This is a genomic window from Nocardia carnea NBRC 14403 (assembly GCF_000308515.1).
GTDB classification, from domain to species: Bacteria; Actinomycetota; Actinomycetes; order Mycobacteriales; family Mycobacteriaceae; genus Nocardia; species Nocardia carnea.
In genome coordinates, this window is record NZ_BAFV01000067.1 from 32,085 (window position 1) to 51,990 (window position 19,906).

Consider the following 19,906-nt stretch of genomic DNA (forward strand, 5'->3'; position numbering starts at 1 on the left):
AGTGGAATGTGATGCGGCGATAACATCGGGCAAACCCGAGGAAACGGCTCGCGGGCACCATCGGAGACATGTCCGAGGGATACGGCACAAGCGAGAAGACCAGGACGGTGTGCTCGTACTGCGGGGTGGGCTGCGGCATCGAGGTCACCACGACCGCGGATACCACCGGCGCTCCGGTGATCGCCCGGGTCAGTGGCGATAAATTGCATCCCGCGAATGCCGGGCGGTTGTGCACGAAGGGCGCCACTCACCTCGAACTGATGCGGGCGCCGGGGCGGATGACCACCGCGTACCGGCGTCCGGGCCGCGGGGCCGAACCGGAGCCGGTGGGGGTGGACGAGGCGGTGGCCGAGGCCGCGGCGCGGTTACGGGCGATCCTGGACGAGCACGGGCCCGACGCGATCGCGCTGTATGTTTCGGGGCAGATGTCGCTGGAGGCGCAGTACCTGGCCACGAAACTCGCCAAGGGGTATCTGCGGACCGTACATATGGAGGCCAACTCCAGGCTGTGCATGGCGAGCGCCGGTACCGGCTACAAGCAGTCGCTGGGCGCCGACGGCCCGCCCGGTTCCTACGACGATTTCGACCACGCCGATCTGTTCTTCGTCATCGGCGCGAATATGGCCGATTGCCATCCCATCCTCTTTCTGCGCATGTCCGAGCGGCTCAAATCCGGCGCGAAGCTGATCGTGGTGGACCCGCGGCGTACCGATGCGGCCGCTCGCGCGGACCTGTTCCTGCAGATCCGGCCCGGCACCGATCTGGCACTGCTCAACGGCCTGCTGTATCTACTGGTCGAGGCCGGTGATATCGACGAGCAGTTCATCGCCGAGCACACCGAGGGCTGGGCGGCGATGCCGGATTTCCTCGCCGCCTACACGCCGGATCGGGTCGCCGGGATCACGGGCCTGGCCGAGGCGGATATCCGCACCGCTGCCCGCTGGATCGGCGCGGCGGGCGAATGGATGAGCCTGTGGACGATGGGCCTGAACCAGTCCACCCACGGCACCTGGAACACCAACGCACTGTGCAATCTGCATCTGGCCACCGGCGCCATCTGCCGCCCGGGCAGCGGGCCGTTCTCACTGACGGGGCAGCCGAATGCCATGGGCGGCCGGGAAATGGGGTACATGGGGCCCGGGCTGCCCGGGCAGCGCAGCGTGCTCTCCCCCGCCGACCGGACATTCGTGGAAACGGCGTGGGACCTACCGCCGGGAGCCATCCGTGCCGAGGCCGGTCCGGGCACCGTGGAGATGTTCCGGCAGCTCGCGGCCGGAACGATCAAAGCGGCGTGGATCGTCTGCACCAACCCGGTTGCCACGGTGGCCAATCGCAAAACGGTGATCGCGGGCCTGGAGGCCGCCGAACTGGTGATCACCCAGGATGCCTACACCGATACCGCCACCAATACCTACGCCGACCTGCTGCTACCCGCCACACTGTGGGCCGAGGCGGATGCTGCGATGGTCAATTCCGAACGGACCGTGACCCTGCAGCGACAGTCGGTCGAACCGGCCGGCGCGGCACGCCCGGACTGGCAGCTCATCGCCCAGGTGGCGACCGCCATGGGCTTTCCCGGGTTCGAATACGACTCCGCCGCCGAAGTATTCGACGAGATCCGCGGCTTCGCCAATCCGGCCACCGGCTACGACCTGCGCGGGATGAGTCACGACAAGCTGCGTGCGGGCCCCATGCAGTGGCCGTGCCCGGACCCGGCGCAGCGCCGCAACCCGATCCGCTACCGCAACGACGGAATCGGCGGGGAGCCGTTCGTCGACGGCGCCGGGCACCGGCCACGCCTGGCCTTCCCCACTCCCAGCCGGCGAGCGGTCTTCTGGCCGCGCCCGCATATGCCGCCGGCGGAAATGCCGGATGACGACTATCCGTTCCTGCTCAATACCGGCCGCCTGCAACATCAGTGGCATTCGATGACGAAGACCGGCCGGATCGACAAGCTCAGCAAACTGAACCGGGAACCGTTCGCCGAGGTCCATCCCGACGATGCCCGCGAACTGGGGCTGGCCGCCGGCGACCAGGTGGAGATCGCCTCCCGGCGCGGCCGTGCCGTACTCCCCGTGCGGATCAGCGACCGGGTGCTTCCCGGCGGATGTTTCGCACCGTTCCACTGGAACGACGAACAGGGCGAATACCTGACAGTCAACGCGGTCACCAACGATGCGGTGGACGCGGATTCGCTGCAACCGGAATTCAAGGCCTGCGCGGTCGCGCTGCGCCGGGTCGCGCCGGTGGTTCCCGTCGAATCGCCCGTGGCCCCCGGCATCCCGCGCGAACCCACGGCGAATGCCGGGGACCATCCCCTCGCGGCGGTCCTCGGCCTGGACGCGGCAGCCTCGCCCACCCTCAGCGAAACCGAGCGGATCTACCTCGGTGGCTATCTCGCGGCACTGCAGGCCTTGCCGGTCTCGGGGCAACCGGTGCTCCCGGAGACCGCGCCGTTGTCGCAGCAGAGCCGGCTATGGGTGGACGGGCTGCTGGCCGGTATGTATTCCCGTGCCGGCCAATCGGGTTCGACGGCAGTACCGGAACAACCGAGCCCGGCCGTGACGGTACTGTGGGCCTCGCAGACCGGAAATGCCGAAGAATTCGCGGCCACCGCGGCGCAGCGGCTCACGGAATCCGGCTACCGGCCGCGACTGATCGATATGGATTCCTGCGACCTCGCCGCATTGGCGGGTGATGTCCTGGTGGTCAGCAGTACGTTCGGCGACGGCGGCCCACCGGACAACGGCGCCGATTTCTGGACCCGGCTCGACGAGAGCGCGGGCAGGTTCACGGACATCCGTTTCGCCGTATTCGCCATGGGTGATTCCTCCTACGACGATTTCTGCGGCCATGGCCGGCGGCTCGATACGGCGTTCGCCGAACGTGGCGCGACCCGGCTCCTACCGCGCGTGGACTGCGAACCGGATTTCGCCGAACCCGGTTCGGACTGGCTGGACGAAGTGATCGCGGCGCTCGGCGGCGATATCGGTGGTAATTCAGGTGACGGCTCCCCCTCGAGCACGGTCGACCGGTCCTGCACGCCCGCCGCCGATGGATCCGGGGCGGGCGCAACCGAGCGCCCGGGCACCGAAGACAAGTTCGATGCAGCTGCGGCCGGTAGCGCCGCGGGCGCCGGCCTGGGCGGCCCTGGGACCGTTCTGCGGCCAGGGCGCGGGTTCGCCGGCGCAAGTCCGAGCGGGCGAACCGGATCCGCATTCGGTGTGGGCACCACGACGGGTCTGCTGGAGCGCGGGGTACCCGCCCGCCCCCGGCATCCCGCACCGGCTCCGTTCACCAGGGCGCTCCCGGTTCCGGCCCCGCTGGTGCGCAACGAGGTGCTGACGACTCCCGACTCGACCAAAGAGGTCCGGCGGATAGCCTTCGATCTCGGTGATTCGGCTGCGCGCTACGAGGTGGGTGATTCACTCGGGGTATGGCCGAGCAACTGCCCGTCGATGGTCGGTGAGTTCCTCGACGCGGCGGGATTGGCGGCCGGGCGGATCGTCGCCGTGGGTGATACCGAGTTGCCGCTGGAACAAGCGCTGCGGACCCGTTTCGATATCGCCCGGGTCTCCCGGGACCTGCTGGAATTCGTGGCCGACCGTAATCCCAGCAACCGGCTGGCCAAGCTGCTGCGCCGCGATAACCGCAACGAGCTGGCCGGGTACCTGTGGGACCGCCAACTGGTGGACGTCCTGCGCGATTTCCCGGTCCGCGCCGACCTCGTGGAGTGGCTCGATGTTCTGAAAAAGCTGCAGCCGCGCCAGTATTCGATCTCGTCCAGCCCGCTGGTCAGCCCGCGGGAAGTGGAGCTGACCGTCGGGATCGTCCGCTACGGCGATCCGCGGGTCGCGGGCTCGGCGGCCCGCCGCGGCGGCGTATGCTCCACCTTCCTGGCCGATCGCGCCGCCGCGCCCGTACCGATCTTCCTGCAGCGTGCCCCCCATTTCCGGCCGCCGCTGGATCCGAGCGTGCCGATGATCATGGTGGGCCCGGGCACCGGTATCGCGCCGTTCCGGGGTTTCCTGCACGAACGCCGCGCACTCGGTGCCACCGGGAAGAACTGGCTGTTCTTCGGCGACCAGCACGCGAGCCAGAACTTCTACTACCGCACCGAACTAGAGGATATGTTCCGTTCCGGTCACCTCTCGCGACTGGATCTGGCCTTCTCCCGTGATCAACGCGAACGGGTCTACGTGCAGCACCGGATGATCGAACACGGCGCGGAACTGTGGTCGTGGCTGCGCGAGGGCGCTCACTTCTATGTGTGCGGTGACGCAGCCCGGATGGCCGCGGATGTCGACGAGGCCTTGCTGCGCATCGCCCGCATCCACGGCAAACTCGACGAGGACGGCGCCCTGGCGTTCAAGAAGCAGCTGGTGGCCGAGAAGCGTTACGTCCGCGATGTCTACTGAACCGCTCCCACCGGTACGGCGGGCGGGTTCAGCCGAGTGAAATCGGGCAGGCGGTAGTACGGGTAATAGGGGTAGGGCGGGGTGAGCGCACTGGCCGCGTCCAGCCGCGCGATCTGATCGGTGGTGAGCTCCCAGCCGACGGCGCCGAGATTCTGCCGTAGCTGCTCCTCGTTGCGAGCGCCGACGATCACGGTGCCGACGGTCGGGCGGGAGAGCAGCCAGTTCAGCGCTATCTGCGGGACGGTCCGGCCGGTTTCGGCGGCGATCTCGTCCAGGGCATCGACGACGTTGTAGAGATGTTCCTGGTCCACCGGCGGGCCGGCCTCGGCCGTGCGGTGCAGCCGGCTGCCCGCGGGCAGCGGTTGGCCACGGCGGATCTTTCCGGTCAGCCGGCCCCAGCCCAGCGGACTCCAGACCACCGCACCTACCCCCTCGGCGACCCCCAGCGGCATCAGCTCCCACTCGTAGTCGCGTCCGGCCAGCGAGTAGTACACCTGGTGGGCGATATAGCGGGTGAGCCCGTGCCGATCGGCGGCGGCCAGCGATTTCATCAGCTGCCAACCGGCGAAATTGGAGGCGCCCAGATATCGGATCTTGCCCGCACGGACGAGATCGTCGAGAGCGTGCAGGACCTCCTCGACCGGGGTCCGGGCGTCGAACGCGTGCAACTGGAACAGGTCGATATGTTCGGTGCCGAGCCGGCGCAACGCGGCTTCCACGGCGCCGATCAGCCGGGCGCGGCCCGAACCCGCATCGAACGGGCCGGGTCCGGTGGGCAGGCTCGCCTTGGTGGACAGCAGCAGGCGGTCGCGCCGGCCACGGATGGCGGCCCCGAGTACTTCCTCGGAGGCGCCGTCGGAGTACACATCGGCGGTATCGAACATCGTGACCCCGGCGTCCAGGCTGATATCCACCAGGCGGCGGGCCTGTTCGACGTCGGTATCGCCCCAGGCGCCGAACAATTCCCCACGGCCCCCGAAGGTTCCGGCGCCGAAACTCAACGCGGGGACGATCAATCCGGAAGCTCCCAGGCGGCGGTATTCCATCTCGACTCCTAATGGATCTAGAGTGTCATTAGCAAGGTCGAAGATACACCGATCGACGACTAAATGAAACTGGAGTTCCTTTATGACGCTCGATGAGGCCGGACCCGGATCCGTCCGCCCCGGCGGCCGCACCGCCCGCGTCCGCGCCGCAGTACTCGAGGCGGCCGCCGATCTCCTGGCCGAACACGGCTTCGCGCGGCTCGACCTGGCCGAGGTCGCCGCCCGCGCCGAAGTCGGGAAGACAACGGTCTACCGGCGCTGGCGCACACCGGCCGGACTGACCGCCGACCTGCTCATCGATATGGCCGAACAGTCGCTACCGCGCGCGAATACGAGCTCGTTGCGCGGCGACCTCGAGGCCAACGCCCGCCTGGTCGCGAAAACCCTCACCGACCCCCGGCAGAGCCGCCTCTTCCGCGCGGTGATCGCCGCCGCGAGCTTCGACGAAGCGGCAGCGGTCGCACTCCGCCGGTTCTACGATGCGCGGCTCACCGAATGGTCACCTTGTGTCACCGAAGCCATCGACCGCGGCGAGGCACCACCCGGCACCGACCCGCGCGCGGTGCTCACCGCCGTTTCGGGACCGCTGTACTACCGCCTGCTGGCCAGCGGCGACCAGATCGATGACCAGGCTGTACGGGCCGCGGCGGAGGCCGCGGTGAACGCGGCCGCGGCAGGGGTTTTCGTCCGCACCGGAACCTGACCGCCTGCGAGCGGCCGGCCTGCCCGCATCACCAGAGATGCTCGTAATCGAGGGCCGCGGCCCCGATCAGGCCGAGTCCCAGCAGGACGAAGACGATACGCACCGACAACGGGCCATAACTGGTGACCACCCGCAGAACGGATCGATACACACGCTGGGCCCGCCGCGTGCGCCGGGTCGCCAGCGCGAGCACCACCAGCGGCGGTAGCAGCGCGAGCGCACAATAAGCGATGACGATCAGCGGCCACACCGACGGCAGCGGTTCCCGGGCCGATATCAACGCCAACCCGGCCAGATACGGAATCGCGGTCGGCGCCTGCGCCAGGCCGATGACCATACCGGCCATACCGAGCAGCCAGGGGCGCCGCCGGATGGTCACCGTCCACGCCGGAGGTTCGGCCTGCGCACCGGCGGGCACGGCGGCGATCACGAGCAGTACGAGACCGAAACCCAGGGCACCCCAGGTACGGATCGTCGGGGTGAGCTCGAAATCCACCAGATCGGTGAGGAAATCGATGCCCAGCACCGCCAGCAGCCCGAAAGTCGTGGTGACCGCGAAAACCCCGGCGATGAAACTCGCCCCACCGGGCACCGGCGATTTCCGGGCGAGCCTGCTGTCCACGACGATCGCCGCGGTAACCCCTACCAGCAGGAGATCGAGCGAATCTATGAACGCGAACCCGGCGAGGGCGAGCAGTAGAGCGATCATGGCGCCGCCAGCCTACGCGGTCACATACCGGCATCGCGTGCCGCCGGTAACCCGCCACGCAGGATCGCCGGACCCGCCCCCGATCTCCGGAGTCCTCGGGGCGCAGGCGCCATCCGCGCCGGGGCGGAAACCGATGCTCGGATTCCTGAGCTCCAGATCACGGCACGTTGTGCCGTCTCGGCGACACGCGCTGTCGAAAACCCCGGGCCGCGGCACGACCCCGGCCAACAGTGATCGACGGGGCTGCGACCGGTGACGTAGCCCGGGTGGTCACACGCCCGGCTTACCCCGAGACACGCTTCGTCGACTCACCAAGCCGAGGGAGCCAGAAGGGGTCTCGCCCGGTGAACCCCAGCACCCGGTGTAGTCCCGGCGCCGCGGACCCGATCGGCACGGTCGGGCCGAAGAGGCCGGGGGTGCCCTCGGCGGGCGTGTCCTGCAGGAAGTCCAGGAGAACGGCGAGATCGGAGTCGTCCACCTTCAGTTCCTGGCGGGTGGCGCGCGCCAGATCCCAGGCGTGGACGACGATCTCGTCCAGCGCGACCCGTGCGGTGACGGGCGCCGGCATCGTGACCCCACCCGCTTCGGTATCCCCCTCCCACGCCGCGGGCTCGCGCCAGGCCTGCGCCAGCGCCCGCAGCCGCGCCGGGACCGCCGTGCGCCACTCGGCGGACAGCGCGGCGCCGGAACCGAATTCGGGCGCGGCGGACGCGCCGAGTGATTCCTTGGCGGCAGCGGCGCGGAACGCCTCCGCCAAACCTGCCACGTGTTCGATCAATGCGCGGACCGGGATATCGGCGGGCGTGGGCGCGTCGAGCTGGGTGTCGTCGATCGCGGTGACGATATCGGCCAGCGCGTCCGCCGCGGGCGACAGGTCGAATTCCGGGTGCATGCGGTCTCCTCGATCCGGGGCTGCTGTAGTCCAGACGAGACCGCGGGCGCAAACTCATCGGCCGCACCACCGGGCGTATATCGGCCCGGCCGGCGGCAGCGCGTTCCAGGGTGCCGGTCCGCGTCGAACCGGCCGGAGGGCTGCCCGCTCTGCGCGCCGTACAGGTTGTGCGCCGGACACCGCTACGCGTCCACGAAACCCTGGACAAGACCGGCCGGGCGCTGCGCGGGCCCGAGTTCGTCCGCGCAGAGTTCAGGAGTCGATCCTGGCGCGGACCGCGGCATGCAGCTCACGCAGCCCGGAGCGATCCGTGAGAACCTCGAGCACCCGGAAACCCGAACCGGAACCCGCGAGTTCGGCGGCCAACTCCTCCGGACCCACCTGCCGGTGCGGGATCCGGTACGCCGCGCAGAGCGCGGAGAGGTCCATCCCGTGCGGGGTGCCGAAAACCCGCTCGAAGACACCAGCGTACTGGGGGTCGCCCTGTTCGAGAAGTTCGAAGATACCGCCGCCGTCGTCGTTGGCGACCACGATGGTGAGGTCGTCGGGGCGGGGTTCACCGCGGCCGATCAACAGACCGGACGCATCGTGCAGGAAGGTGAGGTCACCGATCAGGGCGATGGTCCGGCCGCGGTGGTGTAGCGCGGCACCGACCGCGGACGACACCGTTCCGTCGATACCCGCGACACCGCGGTTGGACAGCACCCGCACGCCCGGTTTCGGCGCCGCGACGAGCGCGGTGTCGCGGACCGGGTTCGAGGCGCCCAGCAGCAGCTGATCGCCTTCGCGCAAGGCATCGGTGATCACCGCGGCCACGTGCAGTCCGGTGGGTTTGGGGTGGCGGTCCAGTTCGTCGCGCACTACGGCACGGGCCCGCCGGTCCAGTTCCCGGCAACATTCCAGCCACTGCGCGGTCGGTGCGCCGCTGGTCACCGCCCGGGTACCGGTGCCGACCACATTGCCCGAGACATCGGGCCAGCGCGGGCCGGTGGTCAGCGCGTACACCGTCACCTCCGGGTCGGCCAGTACCTTCGACACCTGACGATGCAGGGTCGGGCGGCCGGTGATGATCGCCTGCCGCGGTTTCAGCAGCGGCAGCGCCAGCGGATGCAGCGCCGGACCGTGCACGGGGGCGGTGGGTTCGGCCACGGTGGGCAGGTCGGCGAGTTCGGCCCGCAGGCCGGCGCCGTGCCCGGAGATCACGACGGTATCCGGGGTGAGGTCGATATCGAGGGGAACGTCGAGGGTCGCGTACTGGGTGGCCGTCCACGGCTGGTCCACACCGCGCCCGGCGGGAGTGAATTCCGCACTGCCCGGCTCCGGGACCAGCGGTTCCCGCAGTGGGATATCGAAATGCACGGGGCCCGCGTTGCCCGAACGTGTGCCCCGCGCGGCGGCCAGTACCCGGCATACCGCGGACCGCCACACGCTGTTCTGCCGTGGATACTCGGGGCCGGATTCGGTTTCGGCGAGGCCGAGGCTGATGGTCGCCCGGACCTGGCTGCCGAACAGTCCGAGTTGTTCGACCGTCTGATTCGCGCCGGTACCGAGCATTTCGTAGGGACGGTTGGCGCTGAGCACGATCAGCGGGACCCGGGCGTAATTGGCCTCCAGGACCGCCGGGCCGAGATTGGCGACCGCGGTGCCCGAGGTCATCACCACCGGTACCGGGGCACCCGAGGCGACGGCCAGGCCGACCGCAAGGAATCCGGCGGTGCGTTCGTCGATGCGCATATGCAGCCGCAGCTGCCCTGCCGCATCGGCCGCCTGCAGCGCGAAGGCCAGTGGGGCATTACGCGAACCGGGGCACAGCACCACTTCCCGCACCCCACCGCGGGCGAGTTCGTCGACGACCACCCGGGCTTGCGCAGTTGACGGATTCACGACTCCAGACTGTCAGACCCCGGCGGCCGCGTCTGCGTCACCCTGCTCACATCGGCAAGGCCGCTCGCGGCCGGAACCCGGCCCCCGGAACCCCCTGGAACTCCCCCCGTTGGGGACCTCGTCGTCGAGGCCCCCACGGACCGCGCTGATGCGCGGCCTGATCGCTACGCGCGGAATGTTATCCGGCGTGCTTCTGCACCAGGTCGCCGACGCGGGGCAGCGCCTCGATGACATTCTTCTTGGCCGAGGAACGCATCGAGTTGTACACCTTCTGCAGGGCCGGCCGGCTGGAGGCCGCGGCACGCGCATCGGTGACGGTCAGCAGGGCCTCGGCGACCTCGTCGCCCTTGCCGGCGAGCAGTTCGCCGAAGCTCCCGGCCGCACCGGCCTTGTACTCGTTCCAGTACGGCTCGAGCTGCTCCAGCAGTTTGGGGGCCAGCGATTCCAGGGCGTCGGGAACGATGGACGGGCTGATCTTCTTGACCGCCGCGTACCCACCCTTCACGGCCAGACCCGAGGCACCACCCTTATCGGAGACCTCGGCGTCCAGGACCTGGACGGCGTCGGCGAGGAAGGCCGGGCGCGTAGGCTCGTCAAGCAGTGATTCAGACAGTGCTGCAACCAATTTAAGGATCCTCCGGATCAGTACTCGTATGGACGGGCAACGCAACTATACGCATCGCCCACACGAATGTATTTCCGCCCGTAACTGTCCACGGAGCGAGGAGGAGTACTGGACGATCGACCGAACCGGGCACGGCGCTAAGCGATCCGGAAGCACCGCGGCCGATCGTGTCCGAGCCGGCCGGGTCAGGGCTGCCAGGGCAGCAGTTGCACCATGAGACCTTCGCTGTCGGCCAGGACGGTCCCCTCCTCGTCCACCAGTTCGGCGCTGATGAAGGTTTTCCGGCCCTCGGTCCGCTCGACCCGGCCGCGCACTGTCAGCGGGGTGTCGAGCGGGGTCACCTTGCGGTAGTTCACGTGCAGGAAGGCGGTCCGGCTGATCGGCCGCCCGGCGTAGTGGACGGTCATTCCGAAGAGGTCGTCGAACAGCAGCGGCAGGACGCCACCGTGCGCGGCGGAGTTGCCGCCGAGATGGAACCGGCGGAACACACCCTTCATCACGATGCCGTCGGGTCCGGCCGAGACCGTCTTCCAGGGCAGCAGGAGCAGGCTGCCGCGGCCCGGCAGTTCGACGGCCCGGCCGGCGGGACCCTGCTGTTCCGGCGCCCGATACGGTTCGAGCAGTTCGATCAGTGCGTTCACCCGGTCGCGGGCTTCGCGATAGACCTCGTCCGGGGCGTCGACCGAGACCGTCAGGTCCTGCAGGGTGCGCATACCCGCCACGAAGTCACCGTATTCCGGGCCGACCTCGGCCGGGACGATCCTGGGAAACCCCCCGTGCCTCTCGTACCGATCCTCGTCGACAGCGCTTTCGTCGATCCTCGGTCGGGTCTGCTCGGTCATACAAGCACGGTAACCCGGGGTTTTACGGCGTCCAAACGATTCGGCCGAACTGTGGTGAAGTCAACGCGACACCGGCCGCCCCACCGCGCCTGATGTAATCACCCCCATGACGTTCAATCCGACGCTGTGGCGCGACGTGGCCGGGTTCGAGGGCCTGACCGATATCACCTACCACCGGCATACCGAACAAGGCACCGTCCGGATCGCGTTCGACCGTCCCGAAGTGCGCAACGCCTTCCGGCCGCATACGGTCGACGAACTCTACGCGGTCCTCGACCACGCCCGTACCACCTCCGATGTCGGCGCGGTTTTGCTCACCGGTAACGGACCGAGCCCCAAGGACGGTGGCTGGGCCTTCTGTTCCGGCGGCGACCAGCGCATCCGCGGCCGCAGCGGCTACCAGTACGCCAGCGGCGACACCGCCGAAACGGTCGACAAAGCTCGCGCCGGACGCCTGCACATCCTCGAGGTGCAGCGGCTCATCAGGTTCATGCCCAAAGTGGTGATCGCCCTGGTCAACGGCTGGGCCGCCGGCGGCGGGCACAGCCTGCACGTGGTCTGCGACCTCACCCTGGCCAGCCGCGAACACGCCCGGTTCAAACAAACCGACGCCGACGTCGGCAGTTTCGACGGCGGCTACGGCAGCGCCTACCTGGCCAAACTGGTGGGCCAGAAGTTCGCCCGCGAGATCTTCTTCCTCGGCCGCGCCTACACGGCCGAGGAAATGCACGCCATGGGCGCGGTGAACGCCGTCGTCGACCACGCCGAACTCGAAGACGTGGCCCTCGAATGGTCCGCGGCGATCAACGGGAAATCGCCCCAGGCGCAGCGCATGCTCAAATACGCGTTCAACCTCGCCGACGACGGACTGGTCGGGCAACAGCTCTTCGCCGGTGAGGCCACCCGGATGGCCTATATGACCGACGAAGCCGTCGAAGGCCGCGACTCCTTCCTGGAGAAACGCGCACCCGACTGGAGCCCCTACCCCTGGTACTTCTGAATCGGCCGGTTTCCGGAGTCGGCCAACTGGTATCGGGCTGGTGCGGGCAGCCGCCGGCGAGAAATCCATCATGGCCCGGCTGCACTCCGTCCGCGCTCGCGGGCGGCCAAGTACTGTCCGAAATCGCGGAGGTAGGCGTCGAACTCCGGACTGGCCAGATATGCCTCGTACTGCCCGAGACAGTCGAGGATCTCCGAGTTGCCCCCGGTCGCGAGGACATGACGGATGTAGCCCACGATGACCGCCTTGTCGTCGACCCAGGCGGCAACGCTCAGTGACGTCCAGCGATTCAGGCCGTCGAACCGATAACAGCCGAACACTTCTTCGGAGTCGGCGCTCATGATCGCCGCGAGTTCTTCCTCGTCACGAGGCTGCCGGAACACGAATTCGCGGTAGCGGTGGTCGTAGGTCACGTTCTCGGGGGCGCTGAGCCGGCCGGTCGCGCAGGTGTCACTCGAGACCGTCCAGACGACGCCCGGAACCGTCAAGAATGCTCGCGTGTCCCAATCGTCGAGCGGGTGGTCGATCTTGCCGAGGAGCCAGTCCTGAGCGCTCGGATGCCAGTTACGCAGCGATGCACGCAGGGCGACGGCCCTGATCTCCTCGAGGTCGGGCAGGTAGAGCGTCACGAGGCGATTGTCGCCGAAGCGCGGCGGCGTGGGTTCGGCGGGCGGGTCCCGCGGCAACGGTGGTACCGCCCCTACACTTGTTCAGGGTGGATATCCTCAGCAGCCGGGTCATACTGCGCCCGCGGGACTATGCGACCACCTCGGCGTTCTACCGGGACTCCTTGGGTCTGGCAGTCTTCCGGGAATACCCGGGTGGCACGGTGTTCTTTGCCGGACAGTCGCTGATCGAGGTCGCGGGCCACGGCGCGGCCGAGACCGACCCGCAGGGGTTCGCAGGGGCGATCTGGTTGCAGGTCCGTGACCTCGGGGCCGTCGCGGTCGAGTTGACGTTGCGCGGGGTCGCGATCGAACGGGCCCCGGTAACCGAACCCTGGGGGCTGATCGAGATGTGGTTGAAGGATCCGGACGGCGTGCCGATCGTGCTGGTCGAGATCCCGGAGGACCATCCGCTGCGGCGGGACAACCGCTGAGCGGGACCGGGCGCCGGTTTTCTACCGGGTTGCCAACCCATGGCCCGCCACGCGACGATACGATCGGATGGCCGCCCGATCACCGACGCCCGGTGCGACCGCTTTCGTACCGTCCGACGAGTGAATCGCAGTTCCATGCCTGGCCCAGCCCCATACCGATATCCGGCTCCGGCGCCCTGCACCGGCAGCACCGGCCCCTGCTGTCCGCGGCCCCGCCGACGTGACACCATCGCAGCCGTGAGCGAGTACACCATCGTTGTCCGGTTCACCGGGGACAAGGCGTGGCCGTGACGAAAACCTTGCGTACGCTGCCCATACCCACCGGCGGCGGAGTCAGCGATGTGCTCCCGCACCTGCGGCAGGTGCTCGACGACAGCGGTTCGGCCGCCTGGCTGCCGGTACCCGCCAGTGATCGGCGCGAAGCCCGCCGGCTGGGTGACGCACTCGCACCCGGCGAACCGATCGACGACGATATCGCGCTGGTCGTCACCACCTCCGGGACCACGGGTGTACCGAAGGGCGCCATGCTCACCGCGGCCGCGTTACGCGCCAGCGGCGACGCCACCCACGAACGGCTCGGCGGTCCGGGTAGCTGGCTGCTGGCGCTGCCCACCCATCACATCGCGGGACTCCAGGTATTGCTGCGTTCGCTGCTGGCGGGTACGGAACCGACCGTGGTGGACGTCTCCGGCGGTTTCCTGCCCGAGGCCCTCACCGGAGCCATCGCGAGTATGCGCGGGGAACGCCGCTACACCTCGCTGGTGCCGACCCAGCTGGTCAAAGTGCTGGACGCCCCCGCCGCGACCGCCGCGCTGGCCGAACTGGACGCCGTGCTGATCGGCGGCGCCGCGACCCCGCTGCCGCTCTACGAGCGGGCCCGCGCCGCCGGAATCAATATCGTCCGCACGTACGGGATGAGCGAGACCTGCGGCGGATGCGTATACGACGGTGTTCCGCTCCGCGGTGCCCGGGTGCGTATCGAGGGCGGCCGTATCCTGCTCGGCGGCGATATGCTGGCCGCCGGTTACCGCAATATGCCCGATCACCCCGCCTTCGCCGAACCCGGCTGGTTCCGCACCGACGACGCGGGCGTTTTCACCGACGGTGTCCTGCAGGTCCAGGGCCGGTTGGACGAAGCGATCTCCACCGGCGGCCTGCTGGTCATACCGCAGGTTGTGGAGGCGGTGCTGGCAACCCATCCCGCAGTCTCCGAATGCGTGGTCCTCGGCTTACCGGACGAGCGCCTGGGTCAGCGGGTCGTGGTCGCGGTGGTACCGGCCTCGGGTGCGACGCCCACCCTGGACGAACTCCGCGAGCACGTACTGGCAGAACTGGATACCGCCGCCGCGCCCCGCGAAATCACCCTCGTCGACGATATCCCGCTACTGGGTCCGGGCAAGCCGGACCGTGCCGAGCTCCGCAAATACCTGCTCGCAGGATCGGCGTCCTGAGCGGACCGGTTCCGCACCGCGTACCGGCTGAAACGCGACGGCTCACACAGCCGGCCTTCCGTTGATCGCCGGAGATTCACGGGCCGCCCACACGGGAACCATGCTGTCGGCGACCAGGATCAGTACTCCGGTCGCCGATCGGCACCACCCGATAGACGTGACTTCACGCGGTCTCGCGGCCGGGGGCCCGTGTCCTCGGCGCCCGGCTGCACGTTGAGGCGCCCGCTGGACGTTGAGTGGACCCATAGCGGGTTCGCCGAGGATGCGGAGCGCCGACGCCGGACGGAGCGGGTCGTAGCCCCGTCCGGGCATACGGTCGTAGCCCGTCCGGGCGCCGTCGTGCGTGCCCGCCGAGCGGCTACAGGTCCGCCGCTTTCCCGCCGTGGCGGCTCCCGGCCGCCGACCCGGAATGAACACGGTTCAGCGTCTCCGGCGCAACCCGTTCAGGGCTCCTCGTCGGCGTAGGAACCGTCGTAGTCATCACCCATCGGTACCGGGATGGACTGTTCGGCGATATCGACGGGGTCCGCGCTCCAGACGTCCCGGGTGCTCCCCGGAGGCGTCACCGCCTCTTCCGGAACCGGGATGTCGTCGGGGACCGAACGTGGGTCGATATCGGTGTACGGGGCGTCGTCGGGGTAGGCCGGTGCGTCCTGTTCGGCACGATCGGCCTCGGGCACCGCCTCGAAAGTGCCTGGTCCGGCCGTCCGGGAAAGCTTGCGCTCCGCCATAGTGGCTCCTCTCCTCCGTTGTGGCCTCGCCGGGCGACTACCCGCCGAGTGGAAGATCAGTCCAACGACCTCGACAATGCCCTCGTACGGCCGATCCGGCAAGTACCGTTCCGGCCACACCGGATCGCTCCCACCGCCGCGGCCGCGTAACCGGCGGCTCGGTGGTCTGCGGATGCGCCCGGCGCGGCGGAGCGGATTAGGCTTCGGGAATGGCTACCGCAGCACAATGGATCGAGGGCGCCCGGCCCCGGACTCTGCCGAACGCGATCGCCCCCGTTCTCGCCGGAACCGGCGCCGCGGCCGCCATCGACGGTGCGGTCTGGTGGAAAGCGCTGCTGGCGCTGGGAGTTTCGATGGCACTGATCATCGGGGTGAATTTCGCCAACGATTATTCCGACGGGATACGCGGCACCGACGACGAACGCGTCGGCCCGCTGCGGCTGGTGGGCTCCGGCGTGGCCACCCCCGCCGCGGTACGCGGCGCGGCGGTCGCCAGCCTGGCCCTGGGCGCGGTATTGGGCCTGGTCCTGGCCGTGCTCTCGGCCTGGTGGCTGATCCTGATCGGTGCGGTCTGCCTGGCAGGCGCCTGGTTCTACACCGGCGGCAGCAAACCGTACGGCTACCGCGGTTTCGGGGAGATCGCCGTTTTCGTATTCTTCGGGCTCGTGGCGGTCCTCGGCACCCAGTTCGTCCAAGCCGAGCGGGTCGATTGGGCAGGGTTCGCGCTCGCGGTGGGAGTCGGGGCGTTCTCCAGCGCGGTGCTGGTGGCCAACAATCTGCGCGATATCCCGACCGATACCGACACCGGGAAAACGACCCTGGCCGTGAAACTCGGCGATACCCGCACCCGCACGCTGCATCTGGCGCTGCTGGCGGCGCCGTTCGTGATGACCCTGATACTCGTCGCCCGCACCCCCTGGGCGCTGGTGGGCCTGCTGGCCGTACCCCTGGCCGTCCGCGCCAACACCCCGGTCCGGGCCGGCAAGGGCGGACTGGAGTTGATCCCCGCCCTCCGCGATTCGGGCCTGGCCATGCTGGCCTGGTCGGCCCTCAGCGCCCTGGCCCTCGGGTTCGGTGCCTGACCCCTCAGTCGTCCGGCAGGATGATGCCGATCGCCCAGTTCACGATGGTGATGATGATCGCGCCCAGCAGCGCGGCCCAGAAGCCGTCGATACGCAGACCGTAATCGGTCGCCTCGGTGATCCACGCCGTGAGCCACAGCATCAGCGCGTTGATCACCAGCAGGAACAAACCGAGGGTCACGATCACCAACGGCAGCGACAACAGTTTCACGAGCGGCTTCACGAAGGCATTCACCAGCGTGAACACCACCGCTACCGCGAGCAGTACAACGATTTTCGCGCCGTTGCCCTGATCCGGGGGCGAAGCGATCTCGATTTTGCCGACCCATAACGCGGCCAGCCAGATGGCGAAGGCGGTCCCGATCAACCGGAGCACAAGCTGCATTCCCCATGCTAATCACAGGCGGGCTTGTTTTGCTGTGTTTATTTGCGGCGCCTGCGGCGCCGCGGGTTTTGGCCCCCCTTGGTCCCTGCTTTCCGCACTCGACACTCGCGGCTGCGCCGCATCGCATCGAGCACGGAAAGCAGGGACGGGCCAAAACCTTTCAGGGCCTCGTAAGACTCGGCGGCGCTGTTGGTTACGTTGGGATGCTCTTCGACCAGATAGTCCGGCGCGGAATTGCGGCGTCTCGGCCGCCTACTCGTACGGAGGTCGAGCCGCGGGTGTGGTAGCCGGTGAAGTCCCCGCCGACGTCGGGGCCGGGCGGTTCAGGCTGCGCGGTCGAGGTGGGTGTGGACCTGCTCGCGTAGCCCGGTGAGTGCATCGGCACCGCCGAGGAGTCCGGTGGTGGCCGGGTTCGGGGCGCGCAGGATGGCAAGCAGGATATGCCCGGACTCGATGGTTTTGTCCTTACGCGCCACGGCTTCCCGCAACGAGAGTTCCAGGGCTTTCTTGGCGTCGCGGCTGAACGGGATATGCCCGAACCGCGTGCGGCTGCGGGATTCCTCCGGTGGAATCGCCCGGTCGAGGGCGTCGGCGCCGAAGTTCGCGTCGAGGCTTTCGCGTACGGCATCGAGATCGATCCCGATGGAACGCAATGCCTCGGCATCTTCCGCGCCGAGCGGTTCGGCGCGGGCCGCGGTGGTGAGTTCGGTCAGTGCGGCGTCGCGGGCGATCCCGTTGCGTTCCAGCAATGTCAGTAAGGCCGGTTCGGCCTCGGCCAGCAGACCGAGCAGCAGATGCTCGACCCGGATATCGGGCGAATGCAGTTCACGTGCGTGTTCCTGGGCCGCGACGACCGTCGACCGGGCGCTTTTGGTGAATCTCTCGAACATCTATCGGCTCCTGCCTTTCCGGTTGTACTTCTGATGGACCGCCTGCTTACTGACCTCGAGCGCGTCGGCGATGGCCTGCCAGGACCAGCCCTGGTCCCGGGCGTTGCCGACCTGGATGGACTCGAGCCGGTCCAGCAGTCTGCGCAGCGCCAGCACCGCCCGTAACCCGACCGCGGGGTCCGGACTGCCCGCCGCCGCGGCCAGTGTGGTTGCTTCCGTCATACGTCAATTTTGATTGACGAACCCCTCGGTGTCAACAAAAATTGACGACAGGTCGCCGCAATCGCCGCGCAAGGGTCGCGCAAGACGGGTACGCAACCGTGGTCACCATGACGAATCACGTATCAGCGGCACCGCCCGCCATCGAGGCGACGGACCTGGTCAAGACGTTCGGCACCCAGCGCGCTGTCGACGGAGTGAGCCTGGCGGTACCGCAGGGCTCGGTGTACGGCGTCCTGGGCCCGAACGGCGCCGGTAAGACCACCACCATCCGTATGCTCGCGACGCTGCTGCGGCCCGACGGCGGCAGCGCGCATATCTTCGGTCACGATGTACTGCGCGAACCGTCCACCGTCCGCTCGCTCATCGGGGTGACCGGTCAATACGCCTCGGTGGACGAGGATCTGACCGCCACCGAAAACCTGATGATCTTCTCCCGGCTGCTCGGACTGAGCCGGTCCGCAGCCCGCCGCCGGACCGTTGAACTACTGGAGGAATTCGCGCTCACCGAGGCCGCCGGAAAAGCGCTGAAGAACTTCTCCGGCGGTATGCGCCGGCGGCTGGACCTGGCCGCGGGCCTCATCGCGACACCCCCGCTGCTGTTCCTCGACGAACCCACCACCGGGCTGGATCCGCGCACCCGCGCCCAGATGTGGGAAACCATCCGCAAGCTGGTCCGCGAGGGCACAACGGTGCTGCTCACCACCCAATACCTCGACGAGGCCGATCAGCTCGCCGACCGGATCGCCGTGATCGACCACGGCCGGGTGATCGCCGACGGCACCGCCGACGAGCTCAAATCCTCCATCGGTGGTTCCTCGCTGCATCTCACGCTGGCGGTGAGCTCTCAGCTCGATTCCGCCCGCCGCGTCATCGCCGAAGTACTGGGCAGCGAACCGCAGTCGACCCCCGAGACCGGCCGGCTCACCGCCGCCCTGCCCGACCCGAACGACACTACCGAACTGCTGGTCCGATTGCGCGAACGCGGTATCGCGGTGGACGAGATCACCGTGAGCAAACCCAGTCTCGACGAAGTCTTCCTCACCCTCACCGGCCACCCGGCCGATACCGATACCGAACGGACGGCGGCATGACCACCACCCTCATCGAATCCCCCACCGCATCGACACGGCCGGTGCCCCCGGCGACCGGGCAGATCGGCCTGCGCCGGACCGTGGACAACACCTTGACCATGGCCTACCGCGGGTTACTGAAGATCAAACACAACCCCGAACAACTCTTCGACGTGGTCATCCAGCCGGTGATCTTCACCCTGATGTTCACCTACATCTTCGGTGGCGCCATCTCCGGTGACGTCCAGAGCTATCTGCCGGTGATCATCCCGGGGATTCTCGTGCAGACGGTGGTCCTGACCTCGGTGGTCACCGGAGTCCAGCTCAAAGAAGATATGGAGAAAGGTGTATTCGACCGGTTCAAATCTCTGCCCATCGCGCGGATCTCACCGCTGTCCGGGGCATTGACTGCCGATATGGTCCGCTATGGGATCGCCTCGGTGCTCACCGTGGTGATGGGCCTGCTCATCGGTTACCGGCCCCACGCCGCCGGCGTCGCGGTGGCCGTTGTGCTGGTTATCGCCTGCTCGTTCGCAACCAGCTGGATCTGGGCATTCTTCGGCGTGATCGCGAACAAAGCCTCCGCAGTACAGGGCTATTCGATGCTGGTGATGTTCCCGCTGACCTTCGCCTCACCGGCGTTCGTCCCGGAAGAGACGATGCCGGGCTGGTTGCAGGTGTTCATCGATATCAACCCGGTCTCTCATCTGGTGTGGGCCTGCCGCGACCTGATGAATACCGGGCATATCGGGGTACATGTGATCTGGTCGCTGGTGGGCGCCGCGGTGATCATCGCGATCTTCGCACCCCTGACCGTGCGGTCGTATATGCGCCGCGCCTGAGCGACATGCCGGACC

19 protein-coding genes are annotated in these 19,906 nt (G+C 68.2%); 8 read left to right on the forward strand and 11 right to left on the reverse strand.

The window, feature by feature from the left end:
• Window positions 1-68: 68 nt before the first annotated feature.
• Entirely contained in the window at window positions 69-4,418 is a 4,350-nt protein-coding gene (locus ON22_RS23480; RefSeq protein ID WP_033246976.1) for a bifunctional nitrate reductase/sulfite reductase flavoprotein subunit alpha, read from the forward strand.
• On the opposite strand, the gene ON22_RS23485 is transcribed toward ON22_RS23480, so the two are convergent.
• Complete coding sequence (locus ON22_RS23485) at window positions 4,412-5,464, reverse strand: aldo/keto reductase (protein WP_033246977.1); 1,053 nt, start codon at window positions 5,462-5,464, stop codon at window positions 4,412-4,414. The two genes, ON22_RS23480 and ON22_RS23485, sit on opposite strands and share 7 nt — an antisense overlap.
• Before the next feature lie 82 nt (window positions 5,465-5,546).
• Between ON22_RS23485 and ON22_RS23490 the strand changes: the two genes are divergently transcribed.
• Window positions 5,547-6,167 carry a TetR/AcrR family transcriptional regulator gene (locus tag ON22_RS23490; RefSeq protein ID WP_033246978.1) on the forward strand — a complete coding sequence of 207 codons (621 nt, stop codon included), beginning with the start codon at window positions 5,547-5,549 and terminating at the stop codon, window positions 6,165-6,167.
• 28 nt (window positions 6,168-6,195) lie between these two features.
• Here the strand turns inward: ON22_RS23490 and ON22_RS23495 are convergent, their stop codons facing one another.
• The 5 genes from ON22_RS23495 to ON22_RS23515 form a co-directional block, all read right to left on the reverse strand.
• Window positions 6,196-6,876 carry a GAP family protein gene (locus ON22_RS23495; RefSeq protein ID WP_033246979.1) on the reverse strand — a complete coding sequence of 227 codons (681 nt, stop codon included), beginning with the start codon at window positions 6,874-6,876 and terminating at the stop codon, window positions 6,196-6,198.
• A gap of 283 nt (window positions 6,877-7,159) precedes the next feature.
• Window positions 7,160-7,768, reverse strand: a complete 609-nt coding sequence (locus ON22_RS23500; RefSeq protein ID WP_033246980.1) for a TIGR03086 family metal-binding protein — start codon at window positions 7,766-7,768, stop codon at window positions 7,160-7,162.
• Between the two features lie 252 nt (window positions 7,769-8,020).
• Window positions 8,021-9,652 (reverse strand): 2-succinyl-5-enolpyruvyl-6-hydroxy-3-cyclohexene-1-carboxylic-acid synthase, encoded by a 1,632-nt coding sequence (gene menD, locus ON22_RS23505; protein WP_033246981.1) that lies wholly within the window; start codon window positions 9,650-9,652, stop codon window positions 8,021-8,023.
• A 178-nt stretch (window positions 9,653-9,830) separates the two neighbouring features.
• Entirely contained in the window at window positions 9,831-10,277 is a 447-nt protein-coding gene (locus tag ON22_RS23510; protein ID WP_033246982.1) for a DUF6918 family protein, read from the reverse strand.
• 185 nt (window positions 10,278-10,462) lie between these two features.
• Entirely contained in the window at window positions 10,463-11,119 is a 657-nt protein-coding gene (locus ON22_RS23515) for a PaaI family thioesterase (RefSeq protein WP_051157992.1), read from the reverse strand.
• A gap of 106 nt (window positions 11,120-11,225) precedes the next feature.
• On the opposite strand from ON22_RS23515, the gene ON22_RS23520 reads away from it, so the two are divergent.
• Window positions 11,226-12,119, forward strand: coding sequence for a 1,4-dihydroxy-2-naphthoyl-CoA synthase (locus ON22_RS23520; protein ID WP_033246983.1), 894 nt, complete (start codon window positions 11,226-11,228; stop codon window positions 12,117-12,119).
• A 68-nt stretch (window positions 12,120-12,187) separates the two neighbouring features.
• On the opposite strand, the gene ON22_RS34885 is transcribed toward ON22_RS23520, so the two are convergent.
• Complete coding sequence (locus ON22_RS34885; RefSeq protein WP_051157993.1) at window positions 12,188-12,748, reverse strand: hypothetical protein; 561 nt, start codon at window positions 12,746-12,748, stop codon at window positions 12,188-12,190.
• Between the two features lie 86 nt (window positions 12,749-12,834).
• On the opposite strand from ON22_RS34885, the gene ON22_RS23530 reads away from it, so the two are divergent.
• Both ON22_RS23530 and menE read left to right on the forward strand, forming a co-directional pair.
• A complete protein-coding gene (locus ON22_RS23530) occupies window positions 12,835-13,218 on the forward strand; it encodes a VOC family protein (RefSeq protein WP_033246984.1) in 384 nt (127 codons plus the stop codon).
• Between the two features lie 287 nt (window positions 13,219-13,505).
• Window positions 13,506-14,669, forward strand: a complete 1,164-nt coding sequence (menE, locus tag ON22_RS23535) for an o-succinylbenzoate--CoA ligase (protein WP_033247044.1) — start codon at window positions 13,506-13,508, stop codon at window positions 14,667-14,669.
• Between the two features lie 443 nt (window positions 14,670-15,112).
• On the opposite strand, the gene ON22_RS23540 is transcribed toward menE, so the two are convergent.
• Entirely contained in the window at window positions 15,113-15,400 is a 288-nt protein-coding gene (locus ON22_RS23540; protein WP_033246985.1) for an Rv3202a family protein, read from the reverse strand.
• A gap of 209 nt (window positions 15,401-15,609) precedes the next feature.
• Here ON22_RS23540 and ON22_RS23545 point away from each other — a divergent pair, with 209 nt between their 5' ends.
• Complete coding sequence (locus ON22_RS23545) at window positions 15,610-16,482, forward strand: 1,4-dihydroxy-2-naphthoate polyprenyltransferase (RefSeq protein WP_033246986.1); 873 nt, start codon at window positions 15,610-15,612, stop codon at window positions 16,480-16,482.
• 4 nt (window positions 16,483-16,486) lie between these two features.
• Here the strand turns inward: ON22_RS23545 and ON22_RS23550 are convergent, their stop codons facing one another.
• The 3 genes from ON22_RS23550 to ON22_RS23560 form a co-directional block, all read right to left on the reverse strand.
• Entirely contained in the window at window positions 16,487-16,867 is a 381-nt protein-coding gene (locus tag ON22_RS23550; protein ID WP_033246987.1) for a phage holin family protein, read from the reverse strand.
• A 323-nt stretch (window positions 16,868-17,190) separates the two neighbouring features.
• Window positions 17,191-17,757: a Clp protease N-terminal domain-containing protein gene (locus ON22_RS23555; protein WP_033246988.1), complete on the reverse strand. Its 567-nt coding sequence runs from the start codon at window positions 17,755-17,757 to the stop codon at window positions 17,191-17,193.
• Window positions 17,758-17,979 carry a hypothetical protein gene (locus ON22_RS23560; protein ID WP_033246989.1) on the reverse strand — a complete coding sequence of 74 codons (222 nt, stop codon included), beginning with the start codon at window positions 17,977-17,979 and terminating at the stop codon, window positions 17,758-17,760.
• Between the two features lie 107 nt (window positions 17,980-18,086).
• Here ON22_RS23560 and ON22_RS23565 point away from each other — a divergent pair, with 107 nt between their 5' ends.
• Window positions 18,087-19,070 carry a daunorubicin resistance protein DrrA family ABC transporter ATP-binding protein gene (locus ON22_RS23565; protein WP_033247045.1) on the forward strand — a complete coding sequence of 328 codons (984 nt, stop codon included), beginning with the start codon at window positions 18,087-18,089 and terminating at the stop codon, window positions 19,068-19,070.
• On the forward strand, window positions 19,067-19,891 hold the full coding sequence (locus tag ON22_RS23570) for an ABC transporter permease (protein WP_033246990.1): 825 nt from the start codon (window positions 19,067-19,069) through the stop codon (window positions 19,889-19,891). Before ON22_RS23565 ends, ON22_RS23570 begins: the two co-directional genes overlap by 4 nt.
• Window positions 19,892-19,906: the final 15 nt, after the last annotated feature.

Coding starts and splice junctions, on each gene's coding strand:
- ON22_RS23550 (WP_033246987.1), bottom strand. CDS start 16,867: ATGCAGCTTGTGCTCCGGTTGATCGGGACCGCCTTCGCCATCTGGCTG.
- ON22_RS23515 (WP_051157992.1), bottom strand. CDS start 11,119: ATGACCGAGCAGACCCGACCGAGGATCGACGAAAGCGCTGTCGACGAG.
- ON22_RS23565 (WP_033247045.1), top strand. CDS start 18,087: ATGACGAATCACGTATCAGCGGCACCGCCCGCCATCGAGGCGACGGAC.
- ON22_RS23560 (WP_033246989.1), bottom strand. CDS start 17,979: ATGACGGAAGCAACCACACTGGCCGCGGCGGCGGGCAGTCCGGACCCC.
- ON22_RS23490 (WP_033246978.1), top strand. CDS start 5,547: ATGACGCTCGATGAGGCCGGACCCGGATCCGTCCGCCCCGGCGGCCGC.
- ON22_RS23500 (WP_033246980.1), bottom strand. CDS start 7,768: ATGCACCCGGAATTCGACCTGTCGCCCGCGGCGGACGCGCTGGCCGAT.
- ON22_RS23485 (WP_033246977.1), bottom strand. CDS start 5,464: ATGGAATACCGCCGCCTGGGAGCTTCCGGATTGATCGTCCCCGCGTTG.
- ON22_RS23520 (WP_033246983.1), top strand. CDS start 11,226: ATGACGTTCAATCCGACGCTGTGGCGCGACGTGGCCGGGTTCGAGGGC.
- ON22_RS23555 (WP_033246988.1), bottom strand. CDS start 17,757: ATGTTCGAGAGATTCACCAAAAGCGCCCGGTCGACGGTCGTCGCGGCC.
- ON22_RS23570 (WP_033246990.1), top strand. CDS start 19,067: ATGACCACCACCCTCATCGAATCCCCCACCGCATCGACACGGCCGGTG.
- ON22_RS23495 (WP_033246979.1), bottom strand. CDS start 6,876: ATGATCGCTCTACTGCTCGCCCTCGCCGGGTTCGCGTTCATAGATTCG.
- ON22_RS23480 (WP_033246976.1), top strand. CDS start 69: ATGTCCGAGGGATACGGCACAAGCGAGAAGACCAGGACGGTGTGCTCG.
- ON22_RS23545 (WP_033246986.1), top strand. CDS start 15,610: ATGGCTACCGCAGCACAATGGATCGAGGGCGCCCGGCCCCGGACTCTG.
- ON22_RS23540 (WP_033246985.1), bottom strand. CDS start 15,400: ATGGCGGAGCGCAAGCTTTCCCGGACGGCCGGACCAGGCACTTTCGAG.